The 19,097-nt window shown below is 58.9% G+C and carries 16 protein-coding genes and 1 pseudogene; 12 read left to right on the forward strand and 5 right to left on the reverse strand.

From position 1 onward, the window contains the following. Positions 1–19: 19 nt before the first annotated feature. Together gmd and B723_RS14570 are read right to left on the reverse strand one after the other, a co-directional pair. Entirely contained in the window at positions 20–1,105 is a 1,086-nt protein-coding gene (gmd, locus tag B723_RS14565; RefSeq protein WP_017337322.1) for a GDP-mannose 4,6-dehydratase, read from the reverse strand. Beyond that, positions 1,098–2,528 (reverse strand): mannose-1-phosphate guanylyltransferase/mannose-6-phosphate isomerase, encoded by a 1,431-nt coding sequence (locus B723_RS14570; RefSeq protein WP_017337323.1) that lies wholly within the window; start codon positions 2,526–2,528, stop codon positions 1,098–1,100. Before B723_RS14570 ends, gmd begins: the two co-directional genes overlap by 8 nt. Before the next feature lie 623 nt (positions 2,529–3,151). Here B723_RS14570 and B723_RS14575 point away from each other — a divergent pair. The 5 genes and pseudogenes from B723_RS14575 (at position 3,152) to fabF (ending at position 7,257) form a co-directional block, all read left to right on the forward strand. Next, the gene (locus B723_RS14575) at positions 3,152–3,487 is read left to right on the forward strand and encodes a ComEA family DNA-binding protein (RefSeq protein WP_017337325.1); all 336 of its coding nucleotides are present in this window, start codon (positions 3,152–3,154) and stop codon (positions 3,485–3,487) included. A gap of 60 nt (positions 3,488–3,547) precedes the next feature. Further along, positions 3,548–4,403 (forward strand): annotated as a pseudogene (locus tag B723_RS32230) (group II intron maturase-specific domain-containing protein); the annotation flags it as partial. A gap of 220 nt (positions 4,404–4,623) precedes the next feature. Beyond that, entirely contained in the window at positions 4,624–4,887 is a 264-nt protein-coding gene (locus B723_RS14580; protein ID WP_017337326.1) for a hypothetical protein, read from the forward strand. Between the two features lie 269 nt (positions 4,888–5,156). After that, positions 5,157–5,951, forward strand: a complete 795-nt coding sequence (locus tag B723_RS14585; protein WP_017337327.1) for an SDR family NAD(P)-dependent oxidoreductase — start codon at positions 5,157–5,159, stop codon at positions 5,949–5,951. A gap of 31 nt (positions 5,952–5,982) precedes the next feature. Continuing rightward, positions 5,983–7,257, forward strand: coding sequence for a beta-ketoacyl-ACP synthase II (gene fabF, locus B723_RS14590; RefSeq protein WP_017337328.1), 1,275 nt, complete (start codon positions 5,983–5,985; stop codon positions 7,255–7,257). Here the strand turns inward: fabF and B723_RS14595 are convergent. Continuing rightward, positions 7,254–7,811 (reverse strand): TetR/AcrR family transcriptional regulator, encoded by a 558-nt coding sequence (locus B723_RS14595; RefSeq protein ID WP_017337329.1) that lies wholly within the window; start codon positions 7,809–7,811, stop codon positions 7,254–7,256. The genes fabF and B723_RS14595 overlap by 4 nt on opposite strands. Positions 7,812–7,987: 176 nt before the next feature. On the opposite strand from B723_RS14595, the gene B723_RS14600 reads away from it, so the two are divergent. Together B723_RS14600 and B723_RS14605 are read left to right on the forward strand one after the other, a co-directional pair. Further along, a complete protein-coding gene (locus B723_RS14600) occupies positions 7,988–8,641 on the forward strand; it encodes a GntR family transcriptional regulator (RefSeq protein WP_017337330.1) in 654 nt (217 codons plus the stop codon). A gap of 15 nt (positions 8,642–8,656) precedes the next feature. Next, positions 8,657–9,508: an urea carboxylase-associated family protein gene (locus tag B723_RS14605; RefSeq protein WP_017337331.1), complete on the forward strand. Its 852-nt coding sequence runs from the start codon at positions 8,657–8,659 to the stop codon at positions 9,506–9,508. A gap of 126 nt (positions 9,509–9,634) precedes the next feature. Here the strand turns inward: B723_RS14605 and B723_RS32235 are convergent, their stop codons facing one another. Both B723_RS32235 and eat read right to left on the reverse strand, forming a co-directional pair. Next, positions 9,635–9,802 (reverse strand): DUF2897 family protein, encoded by a 168-nt coding sequence (locus B723_RS32235; protein WP_017337332.1) that lies wholly within the window; start codon positions 9,800–9,802, stop codon positions 9,635–9,637. A 125-nt stretch (positions 9,803–9,927) separates the two neighbouring features. Continuing rightward, positions 9,928–11,292: an ethanolamine permease gene (gene eat, locus B723_RS14610; RefSeq protein WP_017337333.1), complete on the reverse strand. Its 1,365-nt coding sequence runs from the start codon at positions 11,290–11,292 to the stop codon at positions 9,928–9,930. Positions 11,293–11,696: 404 nt separating this feature from the next. Here eat and kdpF point away from each other — a divergent pair, with 404 nt between their 5' ends. The 5 genes from kdpF (at position 11,697) to B723_RS14630 (ending at position 19,074) form a co-directional block, all read left to right on the forward strand. Continuing rightward, the gene (gene kdpF, locus B723_RS32240) at positions 11,697–11,786 is read left to right on the forward strand and encodes a K(+)-transporting ATPase subunit F (protein WP_007899818.1); all 90 of its coding nucleotides are present in this window, start codon (positions 11,697–11,699) and stop codon (positions 11,784–11,786) included. 8 nt (positions 11,787–11,794) lie between these two features. Further along, on the forward strand, positions 11,795–13,489 hold the full coding sequence (gene kdpA / locus B723_RS14615; RefSeq protein WP_017337334.1) for a potassium-transporting ATPase subunit KdpA: 1,695 nt from the start codon (positions 11,795–11,797) through the stop codon (positions 13,487–13,489). 10 nt (positions 13,490–13,499) lie between these two features. Further along, positions 13,500–15,557, forward strand: coding sequence for a potassium-transporting ATPase subunit KdpB (gene kdpB / locus B723_RS14620; protein ID WP_017337335.1), 2,058 nt, complete (start codon positions 13,500–13,502; stop codon positions 15,555–15,557). A 188-nt stretch (positions 15,558–15,745) separates the two neighbouring features. Further along, the gene (kdpC, locus tag B723_RS14625; RefSeq protein WP_017337336.1) at positions 15,746–16,291 is read left to right on the forward strand and encodes a potassium-transporting ATPase subunit KdpC; all 546 of its coding nucleotides are present in this window, start codon (positions 15,746–15,748) and stop codon (positions 16,289–16,291) included. Between the two features lie 131 nt (positions 16,292–16,422). Further along, entirely contained in the window at positions 16,423–19,074 is a 2,652-nt protein-coding gene (locus tag B723_RS14630; protein ID WP_017337337.1) for a sensor histidine kinase, read from the forward strand. Positions 19,075–19,097: the final 23 nt, after the last annotated feature.

Here is a 19,097-nt window from a genome sequence, read left to right on the forward strand (position 1 = left end):
AATGGCTTGCCAAGTAATGTTATTCATTGCCACTGAAAGTGGTGTAGCCGTGCTTGCGAGTCAATTCATCGCGCTCGGCGGTTTTCAAGTCTTCACGGACCATTTCGCTAACGAGTTCAGCAAAGGTGATTTTCGGTGTCCAGCCGAGCTTGGTTTTTGCTTTGGAGGCGTCACCCAACAAGGTTTCAACTTCGGTTGGGCGGAAGTAGCGAGGGTCGACCGCTACAATGCATTTACCGGTGTCGTCGAAGCCTTTTTCTTCTTCATCTTTGCCCTGCCAGGTAATTTTGATACCCAGTTCCTGAGCGGCGGCATTGACGAAGTCGCGCACGCTGTACTGCACGCCTGTTGCTATCACGAAGTCTTCAGGCTTTTCCTGTTGAAGCATGAGCCATTGCATCTCGACGTAGTCTTTGGCATGGCCCCAGTCGCGCAACGAGTCCATATTGCCAAGATACAGGCAGTCTTGCAGACCCAGCTTGATGCGCGCGAGCGCACGCGTAATTTTACGTGTCACAAATGTTTCACCACGAATAGGGCTTTCGTGGTTAAACAAAATGCCGTTGCAGGCGTAGATGCCATAGGCTTCACGGTAATTAACGGTGATCCAGTACGCATACAGCTTGGCTACGGCATAAGGGCTACGCGGATAGAACGGCGTGGTTTCTTTTTGCGGGGTTTCTTGAACTAAACCGTACAGTTCCGAAGTTGACGCTTGATAGAAACGGGTTTTTTTCTCCAGACCCAGAATTCGAATAGCTTCGAGAATACGCAAGGCACCCAGAGCATCGGAGTTTGCAGTGTATTCCGGCTCCTCAAATGAAACAGCGACATGGCTTTGCGCGGCCAGGTTGTAGATTTCATCCGGCTGCACTTTTTGAATTATTCGGGTCAGACTGGAAGAGTCAGTCATGTCGCCATGATGCAAGAAGAATGGCAGGCCTTCATCGTGGACGTCATGGAACAAATGATCAATGCGAGCGGTATTGAATGACGAGCTGCGGCGTTTTATGCCATGCACTTCGTAGCCTTTGCTCAGCAATAGTTCAGCAAGATAGGCGCCATCTTGTCCGGTAACGCCAGTTATAAGTGCTTTCTTAGTCATTTGCTCTTCCATAATTATCTTCAAATCTAACTATATCGTTTTCGCCTAAATAACTACCTGATTGAACTTCTATGATCTCGAGTTCAACCATTCCAGGGTTTTTCAGGCGATGGAGTTCCCCGATGGGGATGTAAGTGGATTGGTTTTCCGTTAAAAGGAATGTTTCGATGCCTCGCGTCACCTCAGCCGTGCCCTTCACCACAATCCAGTGTTCGGCCCGGTGATGATGTTTTTGCAAGGATAAGGATGCTCCCGGTTTCACACCGATTCGCTTGACCTGGAAACGATCTCCCATATCGATGCTGTCGTACCAGCCCCAAGGGCGTGAAACCTTCCGGTGGGAAATGGCCTGACTGCACTTTTCCTTTTCAAGTTGCACAACGATGTCTTTGACCTGCTCAACATGATCCTTGTGTGTAATCAGGACTGCATCCAGCGTATCAATGATCAGCAGATTCTCTGTGCCGAGGGCGACAACCGGTCGATGGGGGGCGTGAATAAAGGTGTTGCTCGATCGGCTGACAGTGCCTTGTCCGTGGATTCTGTTGCCGGCGTCATCGGCCTCTGTCAACTCGGCCAAAGCGTTCCAGCTACCCACGTCGCTCCATTGGCCATTGAAAGGGACCACCACCACATTGTCGTGACGTTCCATGACGGCGTAATCAATGCTTTGTGAGCGGCAAGTTGCGAAAATAGTGGCATCTGGTCGAATAAAGTTAGTGTCTTTTGAGAATGCCTCGGATTCGGCGACTTCAAGAGACGCTCGACAAGCCGCCAGAATATCGGAAGCATGCTTTTCAAGTGCGGCGATCAATACAGTGGCTTTACACAGGAAAATGCCTGCATTCCACAGTACATTTCCGGCCAGCAACATGTTTTGAGCGGTGGCTGAATCCGGTTTCTCTACGAATCGGTCGACGCAACGGCCTCCGTTTTCTTGAGCGGCGCCTTGCTGAATGTATCCATAAGCGGTGGATGGATAGCTCGGCACAATGCCAAAGGTAACAATGGCTCCCGCTTTGGCTTGTTCAATACCACTCCAGACCGTTTTCGCAAAACTGTCAATGTCAGGTATGTGGTGATCCGCGGGACAGAAGAGGAGGAGGTCACGTCCCTCTTTTTCACAGTTCAGCGCTGCCAGCGCCATAGCCGCTGCAGTATTGCGAGCGCAAGGCTCTAAAATTATGCCCCCTGTCACTTGTGCGGACTGAAGGCTGTCAGAGACCAGAAAACGGTGTTCTTCGGAGGCGACCATCAACGCATGGTCTGCCAAACAAGAGACTCGCTCCAATGTCAGTTGTAACAGGCTTTTTTCACCAATCAGGGGCACAAACTGCTTCGGAAAACTCTTGCGTGACAACGGCCACAGCCGAGATCCAGAGCCGCCACAGAGAACAACAGGTGTGATTAAATTGAATGTCATCAGTGATCTACTTGAACAAAAAGCCTATAAAGCCAAATACTGGCACTGTCTACTTGAAATCCGACGCACTTGAAAATAAAAAGCTTCTGATAATAGATAGGCATAGATGATTTTTTCGGCTCCTCACACCTTGCCTTCATGCCTCCTGGCTATCCATCAAGAGAGATAGGGACAAGTACTTTTCACTGTTGCGCCGAGTGCTCGGACGTCGGTTGATGCCATCGCGATACATTATTATCAACGTACTCCGATCCTGGATCGAAGCGCTATCATGGTAACGACGAGGTTTCAATACTCGGATGTTTTTCGTCTGATTCTGATTAAGGCTTCGTGCCATTATGGTTAACGTTGCAGCGTACCTCACTTCGTACGGCCGGTAAATTTTACCTCATGCTGAGGACTGTGAGGCATTTTTTTGGGGCATTAAGGCTTGCACTGCGCTGGCAGCTTCTTTCACGCAGGGTTGGTCCTGGGCAAGCACCGGATGCGGGTGTTGATCCTGTAAATTAGCCCCATTACACATGCTGTAACTCGCTCGCTTTTGACAGGATCCACACATCGCCTAAGTTTGGAAGGCAGCTTCGGAAAGCTGCTTTCTCAATCGATGTCATGGAGCGTCATTTATGCGTACTGGCTATTTCTACTCTCTGGTTTTTGCCGTGCTCACCAGCGCCTCGATCGCGGCGGTTGCTGCGCCGACGGTGAAACCTGAGGCAGGTAATGCACCTTTGGTGATGGATATTTCCCCCAAAGCCGGGTCTGGCAAAGTCGATCTGAACCAAGCTGATGCGCCAACCCTGCAGCGCGAGCTGTCCGGAGTAGGGGAGGCCAAAGCCAACGCGATTGTTGCGTATCGTGAGAGTAATGGGCCGTTTGCGTCATTGGACGAGTTGCTTGAGGTGAAGGGGATTGGCAAAGCGATTCTGGATAAGAATCGCGATAAGCTTGAGGTTAACTAAGCTTGTAAGTCAGTGACAGGGCCGGTCATTGACCGGCCTTTTTTAGTTGTGCACCAGGCAAGGCGCGTTATGGAACTCGATTTTGAGAGGTTCTTTGATCGGGTTAATAACGACATCCTGATGGCTTTGTCTGGCGCGCCAAATTGAAGACAAGCGGGTGTTCAAGCTGATCCATCGTTACCTCGAGGCGGCAACGATGTCAGGCTGTATCGCCAGCCGACGGTAGGAAGGGGCATCGCAAGGCTGCCTGCTCTCGCCGCTGTCGAACATCCTGTTTAACGCACTTGACCGTGACCTAGAACGACGGGGGCATCGTTTTGTACGATGCCGACGACGCCAACGTCTATGTGCGCAGCCCTCTTGTTGGCGAACGAGTGACGAGAAGTATTGCGCGCTTCCTGCGTCAGCGACTGAAACTGACGCTGAAGTGGGACAAGAGCCGAGTAGCCGGGTCTTATATTTGTGATTGCTTGGGTTACGGTAAGAGCTGTATCAGCAGCCGAAGCTGAGAGCGGCGACGATGAGTCTGGATCGCTTGAACGACCGAATCAGAGACCAGCTGCACTGAGTGCGGGGTTGCAAGATGACAACCGTCATTGCGCGAATAAACCCTGTACTGCGTGGCTGGGCAGGCTACTTCAAGCTGAGTCAGAGCAAGCGGTTGCTTGGGGAGGCAGATGGTAAGGGGGCGTCGAAAGCTGCGTTGCGCCGTATGGCGTCAATGGAAGCCGCCCTCAACGTGGACGTGCAACTTGATGTGCTTGGACTCCGCGATTCACGTTCCTACAAATCAGCCTTCAGTGGTCGCGGCCCATGGTGGTGTTGGGGGGAATCTCATACGAATCAGGCGTTGCCGAAGACGCTATGGGCTCAATTTGGACTAGTCTCAGTACTGTTTCGGTACTGGATACGATAAGCCGGCTTAAACGTATAGCTTGAGCCGCCCTATACGGATCCGAACCTACGGTGGTATGTGAGAGGACGGCGGATGTGAATCCACCTCCTACTCGATTGAGTGATTACCCTATTGCTACCGCTCATCGGTCAACTTCAACATCCAATGGTGAATGCCGATACTCAGTACAATGCCCCTACCATTGGGGATTTGCATTTGTTGTTAATGGCAGGTTTACGAGATGAAAGAGATCTATTTACTGATCGAGCATGGTATTGATCAAGGTGAGGTATACGTTCTTGGTTGGTTCGATGACAAAAAGGTAGCCAATGAGGTGGCAGAGGAGAAAGAGTGGGAGGCGTATCGTGCCAGTTTGAAAGCAGAGTACGTATGGTCGAGCCAGAAACCGATTGCGCCAGATGAAACCAAATATCGCCGTTTCTGGATTAAAGAAGTGTCCAGATTTGATCACGTGCCCGTGGTGAGGTCTGCTGCGGTTCACTGATTTCTAAGTGATATTTCTCCCCCCCAGCCTACGATAACCTGCCTACGTGCTGACAATATTGTAGAGCGTCGTCTATGGCTGGTAAGCGGCGACAATCTTGTCGCCCTGCCACGTATCCCGCACTCGCCGCAAATCAGACTCCGTCAAGGGAGGGAGAAAATTACGGCTATCATACCTTGCTTAGATTATGCCTATAATAAAAGCCTGTCCCATCAAAGCGCTCTGAACCCGCGGCGCGCATCTTCCCTCAAGCATTCAGGAGCACTGTCATGAATTCTCCCCAGACCCAAGGCACAGCCCTAGTCACCGGTGCTTCCTCCGGTATCGGTGCCATCTACGCTGAGCGGTTGGCGGCGCGTGGTTTTGATTTGTTATTGGTCGCTCGTGATCAGGAGCGTCTGGAGGCGGCGGCGAGCAAGCTACGCGCCGAGCATGGTGTTCAGGTCGAGGTGCTCAAGGCGGACCTGACGCAAAAGGATGATGTGCTCAAGCTCGAGCAGCGCCTTCGCAGCGATTCGAGTATCAGCCTTTTGCTGAACAATGCCGGTGTCGCGGCGGATGGTTTGCTGGCCAACTCCGATCTGGACCAGCTGGAGCGCCTGATTCAACTGAACGTTACGACAGTCACGCGTCTGGCCTCAGCGGCTGCCGCCAGTTTCGCCAAGGCGGGCCGGGGCACAATCATCAACATCGCCTCGGTGGTCGCTCTGTTCCCCGAGCGTTTCAACGCCACTTACAGCGCCAGCAAGGCTTATGTGTTAAGTCTGACGCAGTCGTTGAACGCCGAGCTGGATGGCACGGGGGTCAAGGTGCAGGCCGTATTGCCTGGCGTGACGCGCACCGAAATCTGGGAGCGCTCCGGTATCGACGCGAGCCAGATCCCGGATGACATGGTCATGGACGCAGGGGATATGGTCGACGCGGCTCTAGCGGGTCTGGACCAGGGCGAGTTGATCACCATTCCGTCGTTGCCGGATGCCAGCGAGTGGCACGCCTTTGTTGCGGCGCGACACGTGATGGCGCCAAACCTTTCCAAAAGCAAAGCCGCTGCGCGTTACAAATAAAGCGCCAGCATTGGCATGAGGATATTGCGGTATGAGTGATCGTCGAGTGGTTGTAACGGGCATGGGGCTGGTGTCGCCGCTGGGTAGTGGTGTCGAAGCGGTGTGGGCACGCCTGTTGTCCGGACGTTCCGGTTTGCGCAATTTACCGGACGACGTCGTGGCCGATCTGCCGGCCAAGGTCGGCGGTGCAGTGCCGACGCTGGCCGATGATGCCGAGGCCGGTTTTGACCCGGACCGGGCCACCCCACCCAAAGAACAGAAGAAGATGGACCGGTTCATATTGTTCGCCATGGAAGCGGCGCGTCAGGCGATCGAACAAGCCGGTTGGCAGGCGCAAACCGCCGATGCTCAGGAGCGCACGGCTACCATCATCGGTTCGGGCGTCGGCGGTTTCGGTGCAATTGCCGATGCGGTGCGCACCACGGACAGCCGTGGCCCGCGGCGTTTGTCGCCATTCACCATTCCTTCTTTCCTGGTCAACCTGGCCGCGGGCCATGTGTCGATCCAGCATGGTTTCAAAGGTCCGCTGGGTGCTCCGGTAACGGCGTGTGCGGCCGGGGTTCAGGCGATTGGTGATGCGGCGCGGCTGATTCGTTGTGGCGAAGCGGATATTGCGGTGTGTGGTGGCGCGGAAGCGGCGATCGATCGGGTCAGCCTCGCCGGGTTCGCCGCTGCCCGGGCCTTGTCCAGCGGTTTCAACGACACCCCGGAACGTGCTTCGCGCCCGTTCGACCGTGATCGAGATGGCTTCGTCATGGGCGAGGGCGCAGGTATTCTGGTGATCGAATCCTTGGAGCATGCCCTGGCTCGTGGCGCGCAACCGTTGGCGGAACTGGTCGGTTACGGCACCAGTGCCGATGCCTATCACCTGACTGCGGGCCCCGAAGATGGCAGTGGTGCGCGGCGGGCGATGTCGTTGGCGTTGGCTCAGGCGGGTATTTCTGCGGACCAGGTACAGCATCTCAACGCTCACGCCACCTCGACACCGGTAGGGGATTTGGGGGAACTGGCGGCGATCAAGTCGTTGTTCGGCTCAGACAACAAGATCGCGGTCACGTCGACCAAGTCGGCCACCGGCCATTTGCTCGGCGCGGCGGGCGGGATCGAGGCGATCTTCACGCTGTTGGCGATTCGGGACCAGATCGCGCCGGCCACGCTCAATTTTGATAACCCGGACCCGGCCGCGCAAGGTGTGGATATCGTCCACGGCAAGGCGCGGCCGATGGCGATCGAATATGCGCTGTCCAACGGTTTCGGCTTTGGCGGGGTCAATGCCAGCGTATTGTTCAAACGCTGGCAGGGTTAATCCCGGGGTTGTTTGAGAAATGTGCGTGTGATGTCGAGAACCCGCTGAGCCAGTTCGGGGCTCTCGACACTGCGTGACAGTAGCAACGCCCCGACCAGCGCGGACATGATAAAGATGCTCTGGTCGGCGGCGTCCTCGCCTTCAAGCGTCCCCTGTATTTGTTCGAGCCTCGCATTGAGCACCACGTCCGAGGTCGGGCTTGGCTGTCCACGCAAACCGAGTTCCGATGACATCGTTGGCAGCGGACACCCTTCATCGGGTGAAGTCTGGTGCCATTCGGACAGATAGGTGTCGATGAACGCCTCCAGCGGATGCTCCTGGGCGAACAGCTGGGCGCAGGTGACGTCACATTGCTCGCCAGCCGCCTGCAGGGCTTTTTCTACCAGTTCATCCTTGGATTTGAAATGCGAGTAGAAGCCACCGTGAGTCAGGCCCAGCGCTTTCATCAGAGGTTGCAGGCCGGTCGCGCCAATACCGTCGCGGCGAAACCGCGCTGAGGCTTCCTTGATGATGCGTTGATGGGTCTGGGCTTTATGGTCCTGCGAGTAACGCATCTTGAATCTCCGCAACAATGCGCCATCTTAACCAATGAAAATGGGATGGTGACTGTACTTCTACTTCTAAAAAGCATGCAGATGCGTCCAACTCTGTCACAGCGCATTGAATAATCTGGCACGGATAGTGATTACTCATTCGCTGACGATTGTTGAACAATCAAGAGGCGATGAGCATGAACAGCGGACTGTCCCTGGCCGATCACATCACATTGGAATTGCGTGCCGACATCATTGGCGGACGTTTGCTGCCTGGCATGGCGCTGGTGGAAAACGACCTGGTCTCGGCCTACAACGCTTCCCGCAACACCATTCGCGAAGCCTTGCATCGTTTGGGACAGGAAGGTCTGACCCGTTATGTGCGCAACAAAGGCGTGATGGTGCGCAAGCTGGGGGCTGCGGATGTGCGGGACCTGTTCAACGTGCGGCGCACCCTCGAATTGCAAGCCATCAGCGCGAGTCAGCCGCTGCGCGATTATCAGTCCGACCGGATGCTGGAGGCGCTGGAAGCCACCGAACTGGCCCGTGAACGCGAGGACTGGCGCGCCGTCGGCACCCACAGCCTGGCGTTTCATCAACATATCGTCGGATTGCTGCGCAGTCCGTTGTTCGATGAGTTCTTCACCAATGTCGTTGCGCAATTGCGCCTGGTGTTTTGCACCGCGCCCGATGAATCGAGGTTCCAGGCGCCCTGGCTGGCGCGCGACCGGCAGATCCATGAGCTGCTCGCCGAAGGCGACAAGCGCGCTGCCGGAGATGCCATGAGCCTCTATCTCGACGACTCCGAACAGCTCCTGTTGCAAATGCTTGCTCCAAACTCCCATCACTGATCGAGGATTCGTGCCATGTACAAAGACTATCCGGCGGCTTATCAGGTGAGCAAAGGCTCGGCGTTGCAGGTGGACAAAGCCTTTTACGAGAAGATCCGGGATTCGAAGGAGGGGCGCACGCTGATCGAGCAGTTTGAAGTGCCGATCCGCACCGGTCGCGCCTGGAACGTCCCGGCCGGGCACGTGTTTCGCGTGACGACGCCGGTCGGTCCGCAAGTAGGTGATTTCAACGTCTGGAATTCCAATGATCCGCGTGAACGCTTGTGGGCGGCGCGAACCCGCCAGTTGCAGGGCGCGCACGTCAGCACCCATGACCGGCTCTGGTCGAACCTGCCTTTTTTACGGCCGCTGGTGACGATCACCGATGACAGCCTGGCCGGTTACGGCATCGACGAACATGGTGGTCGCCTGCACGACTTGCTCGGCACTCGCTGCGATCCCTACGTGAACAAAATGCTCACCGGCGAAGACTTCCATCACCACTGCCACTCGAACCTGACCCGCGCGGTGTTGCCCCATGGCCTGACCGAATTCGACGTGCATGACGTGTTGAACATTTTCCAGTGCACGGGCCTCAACCACGACGACATGTATTTCATGAAAGCCTGTCCGGCGCAGAAGGGCGATTACCTGGAGTTTTTTGCCGAGATCGATCTGCTGTGTGCGCTGTCGACCTGTCCGGGCGGCGATCTGTCGCTGGCGATGTGGGGGCCGGATGCGCAGGACCCGCTCAGCGTGTGTCGCCCGCTTGGAGTAGAGATCTACAAGTTAGAGAATTCGTTGCTGGAAGGCTGGAGCCAACCGGAGCGGGCGGCCTATAAAGGGCTGCATGGCTTGCACATCGCCAAGGCCGATTGGGAAAAGTAACAGCGCTGTTGTGGCGAGGGAGCTTGCTCCCGCTCGACCGCGCAGCGGGCGCAAAAAAAAGTGCGAGGGACATCGAGGGCCGCTACGCGACCCAACGGGAGCAAGCTCCCTCGCCACAGTTATATGTCAGCGGTCCTGCGCATCCTTGGCATCCGCTTGCGCATTACGTTCAGCGACTCGCTTGCGTTGCTCGTCGGTGAGTTCGACTTTGTTGGCGGTGTCGCGCAGCATCATCAAACCACCCACAATCGAGCCGATTGCAACGACCAGAATCAACCAGGCATACCAGGGCATAGGGCTCTCCTTGAGGGCAGGCCGATTGGCGGGTTTTGCCAACCGGTCGTGCATACCACTTTGAGCGATTCATTTTCGCAGTGGTTCCATTCTATGCCTGATCTGCCCGCAACACCTGCTGCGATTCAGAGCCCGGTCAGCATCGCATCCGCCGGCGCATCCGCCCGCAGCTGTGCCGTCAGCATGAAGTACACGAAACCCGCCGCCATGAAGCCGAGGAAGATCGCCCCGATCAGCGTGTTGAACCAGGCCATCGCCACCAGGCACACCACCGCCAGCACCAACGCAATGAACGGCACCAACGGGTAGCACGGCGCGCGGAATGTGCGCTCCAGGTTCGGTTCGGTTTTACGCAGTTTGAACAGGCTGAGCATGCTCATGATGTACATCACGATCGCGCCGAACACCGCCATGGTGATCATCGCCGCCGTCAGCGTCATGCCGCCCAGGTTGATCAAGCCGTCGCTGTAGATCGCGGCGATGCCGATGACACCGCCGGCGATGATGGCCCGGTGTGGCGTCTGGAAGCGCGAGAGTTTGGCCAGCGACGACGGCAGATAACCCGCACGGGCGAGGGCGAAGAACTGCCGCGAGTAGCCGAGGATGATCCCGTGGAAACTCGCGACCAGGCCGAACAGGCCGATCCACACCAGCATGTGCAACCAGCCGGAGCTTTCGCCGACCACGGTTTTCATCGCTTGCGGCAACGGATCGTTGATGTTCGACAGGGTGCGCCAGTCGCCGACGCCGCCGGCAAAGAACATCACGCCCATGGCCAACAACACCAGGGTCAAAATGCCGCTGATGTACGCCTTGGGAATCGTGCGTTTCGGGTCCTTGGCTTCTTCGGCGGCCATGGCCGCGCCTTCGATGGCGAGGAAAAACCAGATGGCAAACGGAATCGCCGCAAACATCCCGGCAATCGCCGGTGCGCCGAACACATCGGAACCGGCCCAGCCATTCAGCGCGAAGTTGCTGAAGCTGAACGCCGGCGCCACCACGCCCATGAACACCAGCAACTCGGCGACTGCCAGGACGCAGACCACCAGCTCGAACGTCGCTGCCAGTTTCACGCCGAGGATGTTCAGGCCCATGAAAACAATGTACGCGCCGACTGCCGCGTGCTTCGGATCAAGTGCCGGGAATTGCACGTTCAGATATGCGCCGATCGCCAGGGCAATGGCCGGTGGGGCGAAGACGAATTCGATCAGCGTCGCCAGCCCGGCGATCAAACCGCCTTTCTCGCCAAAGGCGCGGCGGCTGTAGGCAAAGGGACCGCCTGCGTGGGGAATGGCGGTGGTCAGTTCGGTGAAACTGAAGATGAAGCAGGTGTACATGGTGGCGACCATGAAGGAGGTCACCAGAAATCCCAGTGTCCCGGCTACGCCCCAGCCGTAACTCCAGCCGAAATACTCACCGGAAATCACCAGTCCGACCGCAATGCCCCACAGGTGCAGCGTGCCCAGCGTGGGTTTGAGTTGTGTGTTCATCGTTTGCTCCCTGAACGGTTTGGAAAGCTCGGGGAGGGCGTGTGCAGTGGGCGTGCCAGTGTTGTGATGGCAGTCGTAAAGCGTAAAAAGGTGTCGTATCGGGGATGTTTGCTCATGGATGCACGCATCTTTGTGCGCCAGTTGAGGGCAGGGTTGCCAGTTCTGCCGTCATCGCGAGCAGGCTCGCTGCGACATTGGACTGCGGTGGCCCAAACAACATCAAACCCCTGTGGGAGCTAGCCTGCTAGCGATGGAGCTCGCCCAAACACCGCTGTAACAACGCCATAAACCCACTCTTTACGCTTTCTTTATGCACAGCCAACACCCTCGATCTCGCTCCTTTACAGCCTTCGTTCCGACAATGACTCCACACGCGGCAATACGCCGTAACACGGAGAACTTCCATGAGCGTTCTGGACGGGGTGTCATTGCTGTTGGCAGTGGGGCTGTTCATTTATCTGTTGGTTGCGCTGTTGCGCGCGGACCGGAACTAGGAGCGGCTATGCACAGTTATGACTATTGGCTGATCCTGGCCTTCTTCGCCGTGGTGCTGATTCCGGCACCGTTTCTCGGGCGGTTCTACTACAAGGTCATGGAGGGGCAGCGCACCTGGCTGACACCGATCCTGGGACCGGTGGAGCGGGGCTGTTATCGGGTGGCCGGCGTTGATCCGCAGGCCGAACAGAGCTGGCAGAAATACACCCTGGCCTTGCTCGCCTTCAACCTTGCGGGCTTCTTGCTGTTGTTCGCGATTCTGTTGTTCCAGGACCACTTGCCGCTCAACCCGCAAAACCTGCCGGGTCAGGAGTGGACGCTGGCGTTCAACACCGCCGTCAGTTTCATGACCAACACCAACTGGCAGGCCTACAGCGGCGAAGCCTCGCTGAGCTACCTGAGTCAGATGGCCGGCCTTACCGTGCAGAACTTCGTCAGCGCCGCCACCGGGCTCGCTGTGCTGGTTGCGCTGTGCCGCGGTATTGGTCGCAAATCGACCAAGACCCTCGGCAACTTCTGGGTCGACATGACCCGCGCCACCCTCTACGGCCTGCTGCCGCTGTGCCTGCTGCTGGCGCTGTATCTGGTCTGGCAGGGTGTGCCGCAAACCTTCGCGCAGTACGTGAACGCAGTGACGATGCAAGGCGTCGATCAGGTGATTCCGCTCGGCCCGGCCGCCAGCCAGATTGCGATCAAGCAACTGGGGACCAACGGCGGTGGCTTCTTCGGCGTCAACTCGGCGCACCCGTTCGAGAACCCGACGGCGTGGAGCAACCTGTTCGAAGTGTCCTCAATCATCCTGATACCCGTCGCTCTGGTGTTCACCTTCGGCCATTACGTGAAGGACCTGCGTCAGAGCCGGGCGATCATCGCCTGCATGCTGGCGCTGTTCCTGATCGGCGGCGCCACCTCGCTGTGGGCTGAATACCAGCCGAACCCTTCCCTGAACAACGTCGCCGTCGAACAGACCGCGCCGCTGGAAGGCAAGGAAGCACGCTTCGGCACTACCGCCACGGTGCTGTGGTCGGTGACCACCACCGCCGCGTCCAACGGTTCGGTCAACGGTATGCACGACAGCCTTAATCCGCTGAGCGGCATGGTCGCGATGGTCAACATGATGGTCGGCGAAGTGATCTTCGGCGGCGTCGGCGCCGGGCTCTACGGCATGTTGCTCAACGTGTTGATCGCAGTGTTCCTCGCCGGCCTGATGATCGGCCGTACTCCGGAATACCTCGGCAAGAAATTGCAGGCCAAGGAAGTGCAACTGCTGGTGGTGACCTTGCTGGTGATGCCGGTCGGTGTGCTGGTGCTCAGTGCGATTGCCGCCAGCCTGCCAGGTCCGGTGGCGTCGGTAACCAACCCCGGACCCCACGGTTTCAGCCAGTTGCTCTACGCCTATACCTCGGCCAGTGCCAACAATGGTTCGGCGTTCGGCGGTTTCGGCGCCAACACACCGTTCCACAACCTGATGCTCGGTCTTGGCATGTTGATCGGTCGCTTCGGTTACATCCTCCCGGTACTGGCCTTGGCCGGCAGCCTGGCGATGAAGAAAACCGCACCGATTGGCCAGAACAGCTTCCCGACCCACGGTCCGCTGTTCGTGACCCTGTTGACCGTGACCATTTTGCTGGTGGGCGGCCTGACCTTTCTGCCGACCCTGGCGTTGGGCCCAATCGCTGAACATCTGAGCATGGGCTTCTAAGGAGTCAATGATGAATATGCCCGCAACCAAACCCGCTGCCGTGAAGGCGCCGGAACAACCGAAAACCGCGATCTCGGCCCTCTGGCGCCCGGCGCTGGTGCAAGCCTTTGTCAAGCTCGACCCACGGCAATTGCAGCGTGCGCCGGTGATGCTGGTGGTCGAACTGACCGCCGTGCTGACCACCGTTTTGTGCTTTATTCCCGACAGCGCCGTGCCCACTTTCGTCGCCGCGCAAATCGCGCTGTGGCTGTGGTTCACCGTGCTCTTCGCCAACTTTGCCGAAGCCCTGGCCGAAGGTCGCGGCAAGGCCCGCGCCGACAGCCTCAAGGCTGGCAGCGAAGGCTTGAGCGCACGCCGCAAAACCAGCAACGGCGCCTTTCAGGTAGTGCCGGCCACCAGCCTGCGCAAGGGTGATGTGGTGCGCGTCGAAGCCGGGGAAATGATCCCCGGTGACGGCGAAGTCATCGAAGGCATCGCGGCGGTCAACGAAGCGGCGATCACTGGTGAATCCGCGCCGGTGATCCGTGAATCCGGCGGCGACCGTTCCGCCGTCACCGGCAACACTCGCCTGGTGTCTGACTGGCTGCTGGTGCGCATCACCGCCAACCCTGGCGAGTCGACACTGGACCGCATGATCGCGCTGGTCGAAGGCGCCAAACGCCAGAAAACCCCGAACGAAGTGGCGCTCGACATCCTGTTGATCGGCCTGACCCTGATCTTCCTGCTCGTGGTCGTCACCCTGCAACCGTTCGCCCACTTCGCCAACGGCAGCCTGCCGCTGGTGTTCCTGGTGGCGTTATTGGTCACGCTGATTCCGACCACCATCGGCGGTTTGCTCTCGGCCATCGGTATCGCCGGTATGGACCGTCTGGTGCGCCTGAACGTGATCGCCAAATCCGGCCGCGCCGTGGAAGCGGCGGGGGACGTGCATGTCCTGCTGCTGGACAAGACCGGCACCATCACCTTCGGTAACCGTCGTTGCACCGCGGTGTATGCCGCGCCAGGTGTGAACGCCAGGGAACTGGCCGAGGGCGCGCTGTTCGCCTCGCTGGCCGATGACACGGCGGAAGGTAAATCCATCGTCGAGTACTTGCGGGGCCTGCATCCGCAGCCTGAGCCGAGCACCGAGCTGTTGACCGCCGTACCGTTCAGTGCTGAAACGCGCCTGTCCGGCGTTGACTATCAGGGCCGCGTGTATCGCAAAGGCGCAGTGGATTCGTTGCTGGCGTTCGTCGGCCTGAAACGCGCTGATCTCGCCCCGGCCCTGTCCCGTGAAATCGACAAGATTGCCCAGAGCGGCGGTACGCCGTTGCTGGTCTGCGTCGACGGTAAGTTGCTCGGTGCGATTCACCTCAAGGACGTGGTCAAGCCCGGCATCCGCGAACGTTTTGCCGAGCTGCGCAAATTGGGGATTCGCACCGTCATGGTGACCGGCGACAACCCGCTGACCGCAGCAGCCATTGCGGCTGAAGCGGGCGTCGACGACGTACTGGCCGAAGCCACGCCGGAGAAAAAACTGGCGCGTATTCGTCACGAGCAGAACGACGGGCGCCTGGTCGCGATGTGCGGCGACGGTGCCAACGACGCCCCGGCCCTGGCCCAGGCAGACGTCGGCATGGCGATGAACGATGGTACGCAAGCCGCACGCGAGGCGGCGAACATGGTTGACCTCGACAGCGATCCGACCAAGTTGCTGGATGTGGTGCAGATCGGCAAGGAATTGTTGGTGACCCGTGGTGCGCTGACGACCTTTTCCATCGCCAACGACGTGGCCAAATACTTTGCGATCCTGCCGGCGCTGTTCGCCTCGATCTACCCGCAATTGGGCGTGCTGAACGTCATGCATCTGAGCAGTCCGCAGAGCGCGATTCTGTCGGCCATTGTGTTCAACGCCTTGATCATCGTGGTGTTGATTCCACTGGCGCTGCGCGGTGTGCGGGTGCAGGCGGCGAGTGCGGCGGCGTTGCTGCGTCGCAATCTGCTGATCTATGGACTGGGCGGGATTCTGGTGCCGTTCGTGGGCATCAAGGCGATCGACATGCTGTTGACGGCGTTGCATCTGGTTTGATGGTTAGTGTTGGCCTTTGTGGCGAGGGAGCTTGCTCCCGCTCGACTGCGCAGCAGTCGTAAAACCAGCCGATGCGGTGTACCTGAATAAACACTGTGTCCAGGTGGGGCTGCTTCGCAGTCCAGCGGGAGCAAGCTCCCTCGCCACAGGGTGATGTGCATGTTTTTAATGAATTCGAGGATTTTGAAATGTCCACAATGATACGTCCGGCCCTGAGCCTGCTGGTCTTGATGACCCTGATCACCGGCGTCGCTTACCCCTTGGTGGTCACCGGTGTCGCCCAGGTCGCGTTCCCGGATCAAGCCAACGGCAGCCTCGTACACGACGCCGATGGCAAGGTCCGCGGCTCCTCGCTGATTGCCCAGGATTTCACCGGTGATGCCTGGTTCCATCCACGTCCATCCGCCGGTGCTTTCGCCACGGTATCGAGCAGCGCCAGTAACCTCTCGCCAAGTAACCCGGCCTTGGCCACTCGGGTGATCGACGATGCCAACAAACAGCGAGTGCCAGGGCAGGGGCCGGTGCCGTTGGCGCTGGTGACCACTTCTGGCAGTGGCCTCGATCCACACTTGCCTCCGGCCGCAATTGCCTATCAACTGGCGCGAGTTGCGGCGGCGCGGAACCTGCCGGTGGCGACGCTCCAGAACCTGTTGGATGCGCACATCGAGCAGCCGCTGGTGGGGCCGCCGGTAGTGAATGTGCTGGCATTGAACATGGCGTTGGAAAAACTGTAGATCGGTGGTGGCGCCAATCGCCAGCAGGCTAGCTCCCACAGGGAGTGCTGAATTCTTGTGGGAGCCAGCCTGCTGGCGATGACGGCAGAACAATCACCTCATCAACCTCTGAAAAAAAGAGATATCAAAGCATGAGTGACTCTGGCCGCGCCGACGCGCTGTTAGCAGACCTGCCCCGTGACGGTCGTGGCCGGCTCAAGGTTTTCCTCGGTGCCGCGCCTGGTGTCGGCAAGACCTACGCCATGCTGCAAGCCGCCCATACCCAACTTCGCCAAGGCGTGAAGCTTATTGCCGGCGTCGTCGAAACCCATGGCCGCGCCGAGACCGAGGCGCTGCTGGGCGGCTTGCCGCAGCAACCCTTGGTGCGCTCGGAATACCGGGGCGTGACCCTCGAAGAAATGGACCTCGACGGCTTGCTTGCCGCCAAGCCGAAACTGGTGCTGGTGGACGAGCTGGCCCACACCAATGCACCGGGCAGTCGTCACGCCAAACGCTGGCAAGATATTCAGGAACTGCTCGCCGCCGGCATTGACGTGTACACCACGGTCAACGTTCAGCACCTGGAGAGCCTCAATGATCAGGTGCGCGGGATCACCGGCGTGCAAGTCCGCGAAACCCTGCCGGACTGGGTGCTGCAAGAAGCCTACGAATTGCTGTTGATCGACTTGCCGCCACGGGAGCTGCTTGAGCGTCTGCGTGACGGCAAGGTCTATGTGCCGGAGCAGGCGCGGGCGGCCATCGATGCGTACTTTTCCCAGACCAACCTCACTGCCCTGCGTGAGCTGGCGATGCAAACCGCTGCGGCTCAGGTCGATAACGACCTGGCCCAGGGGTATCGTCAGCTTGGCCAGGCAGCACCGACGGTGCGCGGTCGTTTGCTGGTCGGTGTCGATGGCGATGCCCAGGCCGAGCGTCTGGTGCGTCACGCCAGCCGTGTCGCCCAGCGTCGGCATCTGCCGTGGAGCCTGGTGCATGTGGACAACGGCAGCGTGCGTGATGAGCAATCACGCCTGCGTCTGCAAAGTGCCCAGCAACTGGCCGAACGCCTCGGCGGTGAAGTGGTGTTGCTGCGGGCCGGTGAGGTGGCGAAAACCCTGATTCAGCACGCCACTGAACGACGTGCCAGCCTGGTCCTGGTCGGCCAGTCCCGGCAGCGATTGCGCCGTAGGCTGTTCGGTGGCGGCCTGGCGGCGCGTTTATTGCGCCATGCACGGGGGCTCGAAATCAACGTCATCGACAGCGATCACGAACAGGATCCGCCACGACAACGCCCGGTACAGTCGCTGGTGTGGTTCGACTATGCGCTGGCGCTGGTCGCGACCGTGCTCGCCACTGCCCTGGCCTGGGCAGTGGCGAGTGTCTTGCCGCTGCCCAATATTTCGCTGGTGTTCCTTGCCGCCGTGTTGCTGGTGGCGGTGCGCAGCAGCCTCGGCCCGGCGCTGGCCTGTGCTGCACTGTCCTTCCTGACGTACGACTTCCTGTTCATTCCACCGAATTTTTCCTTCAGCATCCAGCGTGAAGAAGACGTGCTGACCTTGCTGTTCTTCCTGTTGATGGCAGCGCTCACCGGCAACCTCGCGGCGCGCCAGCGGCGGCAATTGCAGGCCTTGCGCGACACCCAGGAGGAAACCACCGAACTGCTCGACCTGTCACGCAAACTGACGGCGGCCACTGACCGTCAGGCCGTGGTCAATGCCGCTGCCCAGCACCTCGAGGGCTGGAGCGATCTGCAATTGTGCCTGCTCAATCGCGATGGCCAGAGCGGCTGGAAAGTCGAAACCGGCGGCCCGCTGGAGTTTTCCGAAGCCGAGCGCGCGGCCGCCGACTGGGCCTGGCAACACGATCAACCGGCGGGCGCGGGCACCGGCACGTTGCCGTTCGGGCGTTGGTGGTGGTGGCCGCTGTCGGTGGAAGACGGGCCGCTGGCATTGCTCGGCGTCTGTGCCAAAGAAGGGCAGACCTTGAGCGGTCAGCGTCGACGGTTATTGACCGCGTTGAGTCAGCCGCTGGCCCAGGCCCTGGCTCGCGCGCAATTGGCCGAAGACCTGGAAGCGGCGCGGCTGCACGGCGAAACCGAGCAACTGCGCAGTGCCTTGCTGGCGTCGGTGTCCCACGATCTGCGCACGCCGTTGACGTCCATGCGCGGCAGCATCGACAGCCTGTTGGCGCTCGGCGAGGCGATCCCGCTGGAGGATCGTCGCGAACTGCTCGAAGGCACCCGGGATGAAGCCGAGCGCCTCGATCGCTACATTCAAAACCTGCTGGACATGACCCGCCTGGGCCACGGCGCATTGAAGCTGGCACGGGATTGGGTGTCGCCGGCCGACATTGTCGGCAGCGCCCTCAATCGCCTGCGTGCGGTGCTGGCACCGCTGCAGGTCAGCACCCAAGTGCCGGCCGAATTGCCGCTGCTGTACGTGCATGCCGCGCTGATCGAGCAGGCACTGGTCAACGTACTGGAAAACGCCGCGCGTTTTTCGCCACCTCACGGCCGTCTGCAATTACTCGCCGGCGCCGATGACAGCGAGCTGTTCTTCTCGGTCAGCGATGAAGGCCCGGGCATTCCGGAGGAGGAGCGGGCGAAGATTTTCGACATGTTCTACACCGCCGCGCGTGGAGATCGAGGCGGGCAGGGCACGGGGCTTGGACTGGCGATCTGTCAGGGCATGGTGGGCGCCCATGGCGGGCGAATCAGCGTCGGCGACGGTATCGAAGGGCGTGGCACGTGCATCACTCTTCACTTGCCTTTGCAGGAACAACCCGACGTTGACAGTGAGGGCTGACAGTGAAGCCTGATACCCTTTGG

Source organism: Pseudomonas fluorescens NCIMB 11764, assembly GCF_000293885.2.
GTDB classification, from domain to species: Bacteria; Pseudomonadota; Gammaproteobacteria; order Pseudomonadales; family Pseudomonadaceae; genus Aquipseudomonas; species Aquipseudomonas fluorescens_B.

Excerpts from the sequence above, each read along its gene's own strand:
- gmd (WP_017337322.1), bottom strand. The coding sequence starts at position 1,105 with ATGACTAAGAAAGCACTTATAACTGGCGTTACCGGACAAGATGGCGCC.
- B723_RS14570 (WP_017337323.1), bottom strand. The coding sequence starts at position 2,528 with ATGACATTCAATTTAATCACACCTGTTGTTCTCTGTGGCGGCTCTGGA.
- B723_RS14575 (WP_017337325.1), top strand. The coding sequence starts at position 3,152 with ATGCGTACTGGCTATTTCTACTCTCTGGTTTTTGCCGTGCTCACCAGC.
- B723_RS14580 (WP_017337326.1), top strand. The coding sequence starts at position 4,624 with ATGAAAGAGATCTATTTACTGATCGAGCATGGTATTGATCAAGGTGAG.
- B723_RS14585 (WP_017337327.1), top strand. The coding sequence starts at position 5,157 with ATGAATTCTCCCCAGACCCAAGGCACAGCCCTAGTCACCGGTGCTTCC.
- fabF (WP_017337328.1), top strand. The coding sequence starts at position 5,983 with ATGAGTGATCGTCGAGTGGTTGTAACGGGCATGGGGCTGGTGTCGCCG.
- B723_RS14595 (WP_017337329.1), bottom strand. The coding sequence starts at position 7,811 with ATGCGTTACTCGCAGGACCATAAAGCCCAGACCCATCAACGCATCATC.
- B723_RS14600 (WP_017337330.1), top strand. The coding sequence starts at position 7,988 with ATGAACAGCGGACTGTCCCTGGCCGATCACATCACATTGGAATTGCGT.
- B723_RS14605 (WP_017337331.1), top strand. The coding sequence starts at position 8,657 with ATGTACAAAGACTATCCGGCGGCTTATCAGGTGAGCAAAGGCTCGGCG.
- B723_RS32235 (WP_017337332.1), bottom strand. The coding sequence starts at position 9,802 with ATGCCCTGGTATGCCTGGTTGATTCTGGTCGTTGCAATCGGCTCGATT.
- eat (WP_017337333.1), bottom strand. The coding sequence starts at position 11,292 with ATGAACACACAACTCAAACCCACGCTGGGCACGCTGCACCTGTGGGGC.
- kdpF (WP_007899818.1), top strand. The coding sequence starts at position 11,697 with ATGAGCGTTCTGGACGGGGTGTCATTGCTGTTGGCAGTGGGGCTGTTC.
- kdpA (WP_017337334.1), top strand. The coding sequence starts at position 11,795 with ATGCACAGTTATGACTATTGGCTGATCCTGGCCTTCTTCGCCGTGGTG.
- kdpB (WP_017337335.1), top strand. The coding sequence starts at position 13,500 with ATGAATATGCCCGCAACCAAACCCGCTGCCGTGAAGGCGCCGGAACAA.
- kdpC (WP_017337336.1), top strand. The coding sequence starts at position 15,746 with ATGTCCACAATGATACGTCCGGCCCTGAGCCTGCTGGTCTTGATGACC.
- B723_RS14630 (WP_017337337.1), top strand. The coding sequence starts at position 16,423 with ATGAGTGACTCTGGCCGCGCCGACGCGCTGTTAGCAGACCTGCCCCGT.